General features: G+C 65.5%; 9 protein-coding genes. All 9 read left to right on the top strand.

Going from position 1 to position 12661, the window contains the following annotated elements:
- Positions 1-6: 6 nt before the first annotated feature.
- The 9 genes from WDB66_RS07915 to WDB66_RS07875 all read left to right on the top strand — a co-directional run bounded on the left by WDB66_RS07915 (position 7) and on the right by WDB66_RS07875 (position 12588).
- The gene (locus WDB66_RS07915) at positions 7-2673 is read left to right on the top strand and encodes a hypothetical protein (RefSeq protein ID WP_339398007.1); all 2667 of its coding nucleotides are present in this window, start codon (positions 7-9) and stop codon (positions 2671-2673) included.
- Between the two features lie 237 nt (positions 2674-2910).
- Positions 2911-4059 carry an EAL domain-containing protein gene (locus WDB66_RS07910; RefSeq protein ID WP_339398006.1) on the top strand — a complete coding sequence of 383 codons (1149 nt, stop codon included), beginning with the start codon at positions 2911-2913 and terminating at the stop codon, positions 4057-4059.
- 141 nt (positions 4060-4200) lie between these two features.
- Positions 4201-5202 carry an AAA family ATPase gene (locus tag WDB66_RS07905; protein WP_339398005.1) on the top strand — a complete coding sequence of 334 codons (1002 nt, stop codon included), beginning with the start codon at positions 4201-4203 and terminating at the stop codon, positions 5200-5202.
- A gap of 8 nt (positions 5203-5210) precedes the next feature.
- Complete coding sequence (locus WDB66_RS07900) at positions 5211-6149, top strand: DUF58 domain-containing protein (RefSeq protein ID WP_339398004.1); 939 nt, start codon at positions 5211-5213, stop codon at positions 6147-6149.
- Positions 6146-6625: a DUF4381 family protein gene (locus WDB66_RS07895; RefSeq protein WP_339398003.1), complete on the top strand. Its 480-nt coding sequence runs from the start codon at positions 6146-6148 to the stop codon at positions 6623-6625. Before WDB66_RS07900 ends, WDB66_RS07895 begins: the two co-directional genes overlap by 4 nt.
- Positions 6618-7604: a vWA domain-containing protein gene (locus WDB66_RS07890; RefSeq protein WP_339398002.1), complete on the top strand. Its 987-nt coding sequence runs from the start codon at positions 6618-6620 to the stop codon at positions 7602-7604. The genes WDB66_RS07895 and WDB66_RS07890 overlap by 8 nt, the downstream gene beginning before the upstream one ends.
- Positions 7604-9484 carry a VWA domain-containing protein gene (locus WDB66_RS07885; protein WP_339398163.1) on the top strand — a complete coding sequence of 627 codons (1881 nt, stop codon included), beginning with the start codon at positions 7604-7606 and terminating at the stop codon, positions 9482-9484. Before WDB66_RS07890 ends, WDB66_RS07885 begins: the two co-directional genes overlap by 1 nt.
- Positions 9481-11193: a BatD family protein gene (locus tag WDB66_RS07880; RefSeq protein WP_339398001.1), complete on the top strand. Its 1713-nt coding sequence runs from the start codon at positions 9481-9483 to the stop codon at positions 11191-11193. Before WDB66_RS07885 ends, WDB66_RS07880 begins: the two co-directional genes overlap by 4 nt.
- Positions 11194-11253: 60 nt before the next feature.
- Positions 11254-12588, top strand: coding sequence for a dicarboxylate/amino acid:cation symporter (locus WDB66_RS07875; RefSeq protein WP_339398000.1), 1335 nt, complete (start codon positions 11254-11256; stop codon positions 12586-12588).
- Positions 12589-12661: the final 73 nt, after the last annotated feature.

The following is a 12661-nucleotide window of genomic DNA, read 5'->3' as shown; positions in this document are numbered from 1 at the left end:
TTACCAATGAAATTTGCAGCCATCCTGAAAAGCCTTTTGCTGCTGGCGGCCACGTCGGTACTGGTCGCCTGTGGCGGCGGAAGCAGCGGGGGGGATTCAATATTCCAACCGCCTTCGATCAAGATCAGCGCGACGCCGACCTCCAACAGCGCCAGCCCGGGTCAGACGGTCGATGTCCAGGTGCGCGTGACCAATGCCAACGGGACGGCCGTGGCGGATGGCACCAACGTCAATGCAAGCGTGTCGCCCGGCAACTCGGGCAGCATCCGCTGGGTGCCACCCAATGGCGCCGGATCGGATGCGGCTTCCGGCCCCACAGCGGGCGGTACGGTCAATTTCCGTTACACCGCCGGTGGTTCGGGCAATGTCACGCTGACCTTCTCCACCGCAGGGTCCGCAGGAACGGCCACCACGACCACCACGATTGCGGTCAGTGGCACCGATCAGCGCCTGCAGATTGCAGCGACCCGCACCCAGCTGCCGGTCAACGTGTGGGGTGTGTCGCCGTTCATGGGCTCGCCCTACATGTCCGAAGTGACCGTGACGGTACGTGATGGCAATGGTGAACTGGTCAATCGGGAAGACGGCATCCAGGTTTCCATCAATCCGGTCGACAACACGGGTGGTTTCAGCACCCTGGATGACCCGGAAACCGAATGCGACATGGAAACACTGGATGGTTGCGAATTCCTGATCCGCATGGGTCAGGCGCCGGTTGATGTGGTTGCGGGCAAGGCGACAATTTTTGTCCATTCACTCCAGTCCACCGGCACCACGACGCTCACCATCACCACGCAGGACGAGGTCACCAACCAGACGGTTACCGCCAGCCAGGACTTCCAGATCGTCACCACAACCCCGCCGCTGCCGACCCAACTCGCACTGGATCTGGCTTCCGGTCCGATCTATGTCCAGGGCTCGGGCGGCAACAGCAATGGTCTGCTTGATATCCATGTACGTGATGCACTTGGTCAGCCGGTTCCGGAGCCCGAAGCTGGTGGAACGGCATACAACAATTATCGTCTGGAAATCGTTGGTCTTCAGACTGGCGGAGTTCCGGGTATGGCGCGTCTGAGTGGCGTCAATGCGGCCGGAATTGCGGTGAGCTCACATAGTTCTATCGACCTGCGCACCACCGCAGGCGTGGGTGCCGCCAACTTCATCGCCGGCACCGAAACCGGTTCCTACGTGATCCGGCTGACCGCCGATCGTGCCGACAACAACGTCGACAACGGCATCAGCGATCCGGTTACCGTCGAGCGCTCGGTTGTGGTTTCCGACGGCCGCCTGTTCGATCTGGAAATCACCCAGCCGACGGTCAATGCCTTGACCATCAATCCGGCGGGTGGCGACATCGAGGTAGTGGACCTGGGCGCAGGCGAAGTCACGATTCCGGTTTCCCCGGACGGAACCTACAGCGTCACCGTCGCGGTGATCGCAACGGACCGTCAGGGCAACCCGGTGTTGCCGGGTACCCGGATCAATTTCGGCCTGATCGACGAACCCCAGGCCAGCGGTGTGGGCGACTACTACATCGCCGGTGGCGACGGCAATCCGCAGGAAGGCGGTACCGCCTTCACCGCGGTGGATGGTCGCTTTGCGACGGCCGGCGGCGGCGTGGGCGCCGGTGACACCCTGGTGGTGTTCGGTGAGGACATCATCGGCAACCGCGATCTGGAAAGCGCCCGCGCGGTGACCCAAGTGCACAGCAACACCAGCCTGAGCGTGGATTATCGTTTCAACCACAACGACACCACCGGTCAGAGTGTGGATTACGGCGGCATCCTGCCGTACATCATCGGGCGCGCGGCGGACGGCAATATCATCGCCAGCGCCACCACGAACGAGCTGGGCGTGGCGGTGACGAAGATGAACTATCCGATCGAAAAGCTCGGCAAGCTCGCGGTGATCTGGGCACAGGCCGACGGCCCCGTGGTGGCAGGTCAGCCAAAGAAGGTGGCGGATGTCGAATTCGCCTATTTCGCAGGTGTGGCACCGGCGACGCTGGTGGTCAGTCCGAATGTGATTCCGGCCAACACTACGCGTGATGTGACTGTCTGCCTGTACGATGCGCTCGGTGCGCCGATGGGCGGGATTCCCGTTAGCTTCGCGTTCCAGGGCCTCTCGGGTTCCGGTTCGGTGGATGGCGTGGCCAATGCTGGAAGCGTTGACGAGCCGACTGCTTTTGGCAGCGGATGCACCGTGGCCCGGGTATCCACCCAGGGCGTCAGCGACGAAGGTGAGCCGCTGCTGGTCTTTGGTGCCGCTGGCGCTACCGGCACGGTGGAGTTCACGTTTGCGGCCAAGGCCCTGATGGCAAATCCGACGGCGATGACTGGTGGCGGCACCGTGACGCTGACGCTGGTGGATTCGGCAGGTGCGCCACTGCCGGGCTTCCAGATCGTTGGCACCTGTCAGGGTGAAGGTGGTGCGACGATCTCCCTGCAATCCGGCCCGGGAGTCACGAACAACAGTGGCCAGACGACTGCGGTCATTAGTGCTCCAGGCTTGAATATAACCAATCCTGATACCAGTGTTCCGGGGAATGCTGGCTCCTGCGTATTCGAAACAGTGGATGGAGAGGCGAGTGCTGAGGTGACCCTGCAGGGTATTAACCTTTGTACCATCATTGTCAGCCCGAGCAATCCGGGTTGTGAGCCTCCGGCGCCATAAAAGGAAGGCGAGCGTTTCCGCTTAATCATGGTAATAGGCGGAACGTGACATAATAGAAAAAGGGTCGTCCATGACGACCCTTTTTCTATTCAAAAGGTAAGGCGTAGCATTGCGATTGATGGTCTTCAGCGAAGGTTGGTAAGGAGTCCAAGTTGAGGGCAGTATTATTCAAGACAGACCCTGCCAGCATTGAAGTGAGAAGGCTCGGGTGTCGATGGCACTTCCAGAAGGGTCCCCATGAGTCGGCGAGCACTGCATACCGGTGAAACCCTGTTCCGCGAACACGATTCCGGTCGTTCGGCCTATCTGATCGAAAGCGGCAAGGTCCGCATCATCGTGGGGCAGGATGAAGGGGCGACGGCCTTGGCGGATCTGGGGCCGGGCGATCTGGTGGGTGAGATGGCGATGATCGACGACGCGCCACGCACCGCCACTGCGGTCGCACTGGAGGACTCGGTACTGCTGGTCATCGATCGCGAGCATCTGGCGGATCGAGTGGCGCAAACTGATCCGGTGGTGAGGGCGCTGCTCGGAGGACAGCTCAAACGCTATCGCGCGATGCTCGCGACGTTGCGTGGACTGGATGCGCCGGAAACCCTCACCGATGCCGAAGACGTCGCCGCCATCGCCAAGATCCGCCTCGAATCGCAGTTGCGCGAAGCGCTGGAACGTCGCGAACTGGAGATGCATCTGCAACCGCTGTTCGAGATTCCGCAACAGCACGTGGCCGGCTATGAGGCGCTGATACGTTGGCGCCATCCCGAGCGTGGTCCGATTTCTCCGGCCGAGTTCATCGCCCTTGCCGAGGAGACCTCGCTGATCGTGCCGGTCGGCGAGTACATGTTGCACGAGGCCATCGCGGCGCTGGTGGCGATGCGGAAAAGCGGCATGGAGCCGTTGCCGTTCGTGTCGATCAATGTTTCCCCGCGGCAGCTGCGCGAGGCGCGCCTGATCGAACAGCTGCTGGTCTGGTTGAAAGAAGCGGACCTGCCGACCTCGGCGGTCAAGCTCGAGATCACCGAGAGCCAGGTACTGGATTACGGCCTGGTCTCCGAGCTGTTGGGGAAGTGCCGCGCGCATGGCATCCGGGTGGCGCTGGACGACTTCGGCACCGGGTTCTCAAATCTGAGCCATCTGCGCGAACTCGCCTTTGACACGGTCAAGATCGACCAGGCGTTCGTGCGCGATATCGAAACCGCTCCGCGCGCCATTGCGATGCTGGAAGCGATCGTGGCACTGGTGCAGGCCATCGGCGCCGACGCGCTGGTGGAGGGCATCGAAAGCCAGACCCAGCTTGATGTTCTTCAGCGTCTTGGATGCCGCTATGCGCAGGGGTATCTGATCGGCAAGCCGATGCCGCTGGCGCAGGTGCTCGAAGGTCGTTAGCGGTACATCCGGCACGGTGGGACCCCTCAACGGTCGGGTCGTTGGCGTCGGGCGGGATAGAATCGGAACCTTGCGCCGCGTTGCCTGTCCAACCCGGCTTCCCGGTTCCTGAAACCCAACCCGATGCCAGAGGTTCCACGCATGGACGGACATCCCCAGGATGCCCAGACCACCCAGCTGCAAGCCAGCTTTGCCCGCTTGCGTGCTGATCTTTCCGAACGGGTGGTGGGCCAGCCCGCGCTGGTCGAGCGCTTGCTGATCGCAATGCTGGCCGATGGCCATCTGCTGGTCGAAGGTGCGCCCGGGCTGGCCAAGACCACCGCGATCAAGGAGCTGGCGCTGCGCATCGAGGCCGACTTCCACCGCATCCAGTTCACGCCCGATCTGCTGCCCTCGGACCTGACCGGCACCGACATATACCGTCCGCAGGAAGCGCGTTTCGAGTTCCAGGCCGGGCCGATTTTCCACAACCTGCTGCTGGCCGATGAGATCAACCGTGCACCGGCGAAAGTCCAGTCGGCACTGCTGGAGGCGATGGGCGAGCGCCAGATCACCGTCGGTCGCACCACGTATCCGTTGCCGCGCCTGTTCCTGGTGATGGCCACGCAGAACCCGATCGAGCAGGAAGGTACCTATCCCTTGCCCGAGGCCCAGCTGGATCGCTTCCTGATGCATGTGCGCATCGGCTATCCGGATGCCGAGGCGGAAATGCGTATCCTTGATCTGGCCCGCAACCAGGCCCGCGACCAGATCGGAAACGGTGCAGCTCCCGTGCCGGAGAAGCTTTCCGAGGCGTCGATCCTGGCGGCGCGCAGTGCGCTGCTGGATCTGCATCTGTCTTCGGAAATGAGCCGTTACATCGTCGAGATCGTGTTGGCCACGCGCGATGCATCGCATTACGACCAGACACTCAAGCGCCAGATTGCGTTCGGTGCCAGTCCGCGCGGCACCATCGCACTGGAACGCTGTGCACGCGCCCACGCCTGGCTGGAAGGGCGCGACTACGTGGCGCCGCAGGACGTGCATGCGGTCGCGCTGGATGTGCTGCGCCACCGCGTGCTGCTGTCTTTCGAGGCCGAGGCTGATGGCGCCAGCAGCGATGACGTGATCAACGCGCTGCTCGATCGTATTCCCGTACCCTGAACCAGCCGATGCATGCCGAGGCGATCCCCGGGGTCCAGGTGGACCTGCGTGAACTGGTGGGCCTGCGCGCGCAGGTTGGTCGCCTGGCGCGGCTGGCCCAGCGCCGCAGTGCCGACGCCCTTTCCGGTGCGCAGCAGTCTCCTTTCCGGGGGCGCGGCATGGAATACGCCGAATCCCGGCTGTATGCGGCAGGCGATGATGTGCGGCATATCGACTGGCGCGTCACCGCGCGTACCGGCCGCACCCATACCAAGCTGTTCCAGCCCGAGCGCGAGCGCACCACGGCGGTGGTCTATGACCGTTCCGCAACGATGGCGTTCGGCACCCGTGGCTGCTTCAAGTCGGTGCAGGCAGCGCGATTGGCGGCGCTGACACTCTGGCTCGCGGCGCAGGAAGGCAACCGCTTGGCGGCGGCCGGTTGTGCCGCCCAGACCGAACTGGTGCCGCCGGCCGGTGGCCGCCACGGCGCGCTGCGTGCACTGGATGCACTGGTGCGTTGGCAGCCGCCGCGCACCATGCAGGACGATGGCGCTGGCGCCGCCCATGTCGCGCAGGCGCTGGAGCGCCTGCAGCGCGTGCTGCGCCCGGGCAGCCAGATCATGCTGCTGTTGGATCCGCGCAGCGTCGATGCACAGGTGGTCTCCGCGCTGGCTCGGTTGCGTGCGCATCATGATCTGGCCGCGTGCCTGTTGGTGGATCCGATCGAACAGGCAGCGCCACCGCCAGCCGAATACCACATCAGCGACGGCCGCAGCCGCAGCCGCCTGCACTTGTTGTCGCAGGCGGCGCGCCAGCGCTGGGTGCAGCACTTCTCCGAACGCCACGCCGATGCGCGTGCCGCATTGCAGCGCGTGGGCGTGCGGGTGGCACTGGTAGCCACCGATGAGGAACCGGTCGATGCACTGGCTGCGTTGCTGCGCGGTGGCTCAAGGGAGCAGACGGCATGATGCCCGACGGCCCGCAACTGGCGGATATCCATCTGCCGGCGCCGCCGTCATGGTGGCCGCCTGCACCGGGCTGGTGGTTGCTGGCATTGCTGTTGCTGGCCCTGTCCTTTTGGTTGTGGCAAAGGTTGCGGCGACGCCATAAACAGCGCGCCAGACGGGATTTCTTGCAGGCAGAACTTGAATCGCTGAGCCAGCGTTTTCCGGGCGAAAACCAGGGCGCGGCACAGGTCGCCGCGTTGTCGGTCAGCTTGCGTCGCATCGCACGCGAAGTCTCGCCCGGGGCCGAACGCCTGCAAGGCCAGGACTGGCTGGAATTTCTCGATGCCGGCGATGCGCTGCGCCCGTTTTCGCAGGGTGAGGGGCGACTGCTGCTGGATGCGCCCTATCGCGCCCAGGTGCCGGCGGAACAGGCGCGCGCACTGCTGGTGATGGCACAGCGCAGCCTGCCGCGCTGGCTGGAGCGGGCCGATGCTTGAGTTCGACTGGCCCTGGGCGTTTGCCGGATTGCTGTTGCCGCTGCTGGCATGGCGGCTGTTGCCGCGTGCGCCGGATGCAGGCGGCACGGCACTGCGGATGCCTTTCTATGCCGAGGTGGTGGCGGTGGCGGGGCAGGCGTCGGGCAGCGGCCTGCGCGCCCGTGTCTGGTTGCCGGCGCTGGCCTATCTGTTGCTGTGTGTCGCGGCAGCGCGCCCGCAGTGGGTGGGTGAAATCGAAATGCCGCCGCAGAGCGGGCGCGACCTGATGCTGGCAGTGGATGTGTCCGGCAGCATGGCGGCCGAGGATATGGCCGTCGCCGGCCGTCGTGTGGACCGTTTGCAGGCGGTGAAGGTGGTGATCGGCGATTTCCTCGAACGGCGCGTCGGCGACCGCGTCGGCATGATCCTGTTCGGCCAGGCGGCCTACCAGATCACGCCGCTGACCTTCGACCGCAACAGCGTGCGGCATCAGCTGGATACCAGCAGCGTCGGTCTGGCCGGGCGCGAAACCGCCATCGGCGATGCCATCGGTCTGGCGGTCAAGCGTCTGCGCGAACGCCCGGCGCAACAGCGCGTGCTGATCCTGCTGACCGATGGCGTCAACACCACCGGCGCGCTGCAACCCCTGGAAGCGGCCGAACTGGCGCGCGTGCACCAGGTGCGGGTCTACACCGTGGCATTTGGTGCCGATGCGCAGCGCGGGCCGTTCGGCATCAGCCTGCCTTCGGCCGAGATCGACGAGGCCACGCTGCAGAAGATCGCGGCCGATACCGGCGGGCGCTTCTTCCGCGCGCGCAATACCGCCGAGCTGGCCGGTATCTACTCCGAGCTGGACCGGCTTGAGCCGGTGGAGGAAGAAGCCGATCCGATCCGCCCGCGTCAGGAATTGTTCCATTACCCGGCCGCCGCAGCGCTGCTGCTGATGCTGCTGGGCCTGCTGCTGCCGCAGCGCCGGATCGTGGCCGGAGCGGTGACGTGATGCAGGGTTTCTTCGAACATTTCCATTTCCTGCGGCCGTGGTGGCTGCTGGCGCTGGTGCTGTTGCCGGCCATCCCGTGGCTGTGGCGACGCCGTACCCGGGCCGAGGACCCGTGGCGGCGGATCTGCGATCCGCATCTGCTGCCGTGGCTGGGCGATGGTGATTCACGCGGGGTGCGTCAGGCGGTGTTGCCGTGGCTGCTGGGCATCGGCTGGCTGGTCATCGTGCTGGCGCTGGCGGGGCCGGCGTTCCGGCTTTCCGCGCAGCCGGTTGTGCGGATGCAATCGCCGCTGATCCTTGCCGTGGATCTGTCCGAGCGCATGCTCAGCACCGATCTCAAACCCAGTCGCATCGCGCGGGTGCGGTTCAAGCTGGCCGATCTGCTGGGGCAACGTGATGAAGGCCAGGCCGCGCTGGTCGGCTATGCCGGCGATGCCTTCACCGTGGCGCCGCTGACCGATGATGCGGCCTCGCTGCTGGATCTGGCAGCCGCGCTGTCGCCCGAAGTGATGCCGGTGCAGGGACAGCGCGCCGATCGCGCGATGGACCTGGCGGTGCAGTTGCTGCGCGATGCCGGCCACAACCGCGGGCAATTGCTGCTGATCACAGATCAGGCCGATGCGCGGGCGCTGGAAGCCGCGCGCCGTGCACGCACCGCCGGATTGGAAGTTTCGGTGCTGGGCGTGGGCACCACGCAGGGCGCGCCGGTGCCGCAGGCGCGTGGCGGCTTCCTGCTCGACAACTTGGGCGCGATCCTGATCCCGCGTCTGGATGAAACCAGCCTGCGCGAACTGGCCCGCAGCGGTGGTGGCCGCTATGCGACGCTGGCGGTGGATGGCGCCGATCTGGCCAGTCTGGGTGTGCTGGTGGCGCGTGGCAGCGATGGCGAACTGCTCGATGCCGATGCCGGCCGCCAGGCCTGGCGTGATGAAGGTCCGTGGCTACTGCTCCTGTTGCTGCCACTGGCGGCGCTGTCCTTCCGCCGTGGCTGGCTGACCTGTGTGGCGGTGCTGATGTTGTTGCCGGGCCGGCCGGCGCAGGCGCTGGACTGGAGCGCGCTGTGGCAGCGTGATGACCAGCGTGCCTGGCAGGCGCTGGAGGAGGAACAGCACCAGCGCGCGCAGCAACTGGCGAAGGATCCGGATATCCGTGGCTCGGCCGCCTACCGCGCCGGCGATTACGAGAGCGCGATCGAGGCGTTCGCCGCGCAGGATGACGCGGTATCCAACTACAACCGGGGCAACGCGCTGGCGCGTGCCGGGCGCTACGAGGAAGCGCTGGCGGCCTACGAGCGCGCCCTGCAGCAACGCGATCCGTTCCCGGATGCCAGCGCCAACCGCGATGCGGTCAGGGACTGGCTCGAACAGCAGCCGCCGCAGCCTGACGAAGGCGATGGCGAGGCCTCGCAGCAGCCCGGCGAAGGCGATTCCTCATCGCAACAGGATTCCGATTCGCAGGCCGAACCGGATGAATCCGGCGAACAATCCAGCGCTGGCGATCCCTCCGAACAGGAGCAGGACGAAACATCCGACTCCGAAGGCTCCGACGCCGGCGAACAGGAGTCGGAGCAGGATTCGCAATCGCCCACCGATGGCGATCAGCAGGGCGAGGACGAACAGCCGCCGCAGGAACCCGAGACTGAGCAGGACGATGCGCAGGATCAGGCGGAAAGCTACGCGCAGGAAATGCAGCAGGCGTTGGAGCAGGCCGAATCCCCCGACGAGGAAGGCAGCCAGGCAGCACTTTCCACCGAAGAAGCCGAAAAGCAGCAGGCGATGGAACACCTGTTGCAGCGCGTGCCCGATGACCCGGGCGGCCTGTTGCGGCGCAAGTTCCAGCTCGAATACCAACGTCGCCAGCAGGAGGGCGGCCGCCGATGACAATCCGTACACACGCCGTACCTTCCGGCCCGAACAGCACGGCCGCATGGCGGCACTTCTGCCTGCACGCAGGCCTTGCCCTGTTGCTGCTGCTGTTCGCCGGCAGCGCCAGCGCGCAGGCCCGCGCCTGGCTGGACCGCAGCACGGTCGGCATGGGCGAGAGCGTGACGCTGAATGTGGAAGGCGGCAGCAACGAGGAGCCGGATTTCTCGGTGCTGGAAAGCGACTTCCGCATCGTGCGACGTTCTTCCGCCAGCCAGATGAACATCGTCAACGGCGCGATGGCCCGCACCAATCTGTGGGCGGTCGGGCTGGAGCCGCTGCACGAAGGCGTGATCACGATCCCGGCGCTGGCCGTCGGCAAGCAGTTGACCGAACCGCTGACCTTGACGGTGCGTCCGATGCAGCGCGGTTCCGCCGCCGATGGCGATGATGTGTTCCTGGAGGTGGAAGCGGATACCCAATCGCCCTATGTGCAGCAGCAGGTCGGTTATCGGGTACGGTTGTACTACGCGGTGTCGCTGCTGGAAGGCAATCTCGATGAGCCGGCCGGTGATGGTGTGCAGGTACGCCGCATCGGCCAGGACGCGAACTATTCGCGTCAGATCGACGGGCGCCGCTACAACGTGGTCGAACGCCGTTACGCGCTGACGCCCGAGCGCAGCGGCAGCTTGCAGGTGCGCGGCGTCAGCTTCCGTGGACGGGTGGCGCGCGGTGCGCAGTACAACTCGTTCTTCAGCCAGGGCGTGCCGCTGACCATCGGCAGCGAGGACATCGAATTGGAGGTGCGCCCGGCACCGGCGAACGCGCCTTCGCCATGGTTGCCGGCGCAGCAGCTGACCCTGCGCGATGACGCCCAGCGTCTACCGGCCCAGGTCGGCGTCGGCGACGCGCTGGAATTGACCCTCGTGGCCGAGGCGACCGGGCTGAGCGCCGAGCAGATGCCGGAGCTGTTGCTGCCGCCGATCGAAGGTGCCGAGGTCTATCCGGATCAGGAAGTGCGCGAAACCACCGAGTCCGACGGCCGTATCGTCGGCAAGCGCAGCCGGCGTTTCGCAATCGTGCCCTTGCGTGCCGGCCCGCTGGAATTGCCCGAGCGCAGCCTGACCTGGTGGAACATCGGCAGCGACCAGTCCGAGCGCAGCACCTTGCCGGCCCGCACGCTGGAAGTGCTGCCCGCTGCCGGCGCAGCAACGCCATCCGCGCCTTCGTCACCTGTGGATGGAAGCGCGCAGCAATATCCCGCCGAAGTGCAGGCTGATCCTGCCCAGCTACGCCTGTGGCGCGGCCTTGCGATCAGCCTGGCGATGGCCTGGCTGTTGACCCTTCTGGCCTGGTGGCGCTGGCCGCGACGCCGTGACGACACGCCGCCGGAACAGGATGCGGCGGATGAAAAGCGCCTGTCCTGGCGCCCGGAACTGGCGCATGCGCTGGCGCACGACGATCTGGCCGCCGCAGGCTCCGCGCTGTTGCGGATACGGCCACGGCTGCGCGATCTGGGAAGCCTGGCAGCGGCACTGGCCGATGACGAACAGCGTGATGCGGTGCTGGCACTGGAACGCGCGCTGTACCGGGGCGATGTGCGTGAAGGTCTGGCCGAACGTCTGCGTGCCGCCTTCGCCAAACGCCCGACATTCGTTGCGGAAAACACTGCGGCGTCGGCCACTGCGCAAGGCTTGCCGCCGCTGTATCCGTCCGCGCGCGGCTAGGAGTCTGCGCGGCCTTGCCGGTGGCGCTACCATCGGGCAATTCCAAAACGGCATCCGCGCATGACACACAAGACAACCCCGTTGCACCTGAAGATCGGTATCGGTTTCATCGTCGGGCTGGTGCTCGGTCTGATCGTCCACTACGCCATCGGCGGCGATACCGGTTGGGTGCAGGCGCTGACGCGCTATGCCACGCAGCCGTTCTCGCAGTTGTTCCTGAGCCTGATCTTCATGCTGATCGTGCCGCTGCTGTTCTCGGCACTGGTGGTGGGCGTGTCGGAAATGGGCGATGTCGCTTCGCTCGGGCGCATCGGCTGGCGCACGCTGGCCTGGACCATCGTGCTGTCGGGCATCGCGGTGTTGCTGGGGCTGGTACTGGTCAACCTGTTCAAGCCCGGTGTCGGGGTCGATCCGGTGCTGGCGCAGCAGTTGCTGGAAGAAGGCGCCGAGCGCGCCAGCGCCATCGTGCGCGACAGCCAGACCAGTGCCACCGGCATGCAGATGCTGCTGTCGATCGTGCCGCAGAACGTCATCGGTGCCGCGTCCAACAACGCCAACATCATCGCGTTGATGTTCTTCGCGCTGATGTTCGGCGTGGGGCTGGTGCTGACCCGCACGCCGCAGACCGACGTGCTCAAGCGCGGCATCGAGGGCCTGTTCGAGATTTCCATGACCCTGATCGGGCTGGTGATCCGGCTCGCGCCCTACGCGGTGTTCTGCTTCATGTTCAATCTGGCGGTGCTGTTCGGCTGGGATCTGTTGATCCGCCTGGGTGCCTATGTGCTGGTGGTGGTGGCGGCGTTGGCGCTGCACATGCTGGTGGTGTATTCGGCCGCGCTGAAACTGTTTGCCGGCTGGTCGCCGCTGGCGTTCTTCAAGGCGGTGCAGGAGGCCATGCTGATGGCGTTCTCCACCGCGTCCAGCAATGCCACGCTGCCGACTGCGCTGAAGGTCGCCGACCGCGATCTGAAGTTGCCGAAGAAGGTCTCGCGCTTCGTGCTGACCGTCGGCGCCACCGCCAACCAGAATGGCACCGCGCTGTTCGAGGGCGTGACGGTGATCTTCCTGGCGCAGTTCTTCGGCGTGGATCTGACCTGGGGCCAGCAGTTCATGGTGATGCTGGTCTGCATCCTGGGCGGCATCGGCACCGCCGGTGTGCCGTCCGGCTCGCTGCCGGTGGTGGCGCTGATCTGCGCGATGGTCGGAGTGCCGCCGGAAGGCATCGGCCTGGTGCTGGGCGTCAACCATTTTCTCGACATGTGCCGCACCACGATCAACGTCACCGGCGATCTGGGCATCGCGGCGCTGGTGGCGCACGGCGAATCGGACGATGTGCCGGATGAGACGGCTCATACCGATCCGCTGACAGGTCAGGGCAGCAATGAACCGGCATAAGACGGCACGAAAAAGCGTGGCAGCGGGCGTGCCCGCGATGGGGTTTTCCCGTGCAGCAATGAACCGGAATAGC

Origin of the sequence: Denitratimonas organivorans, from assembly GCF_037478135.1 — a bacterium.
Taxonomy (GTDB): domain Bacteria; phylum Pseudomonadota; class Gammaproteobacteria; order Xanthomonadales; family Xanthomonadaceae; genus Denitratimonas.
The sequence above is the reverse complement of the archived record's forward strand: the minus strand, read 5'-3'. Positions and strand labels throughout refer to the sequence as shown.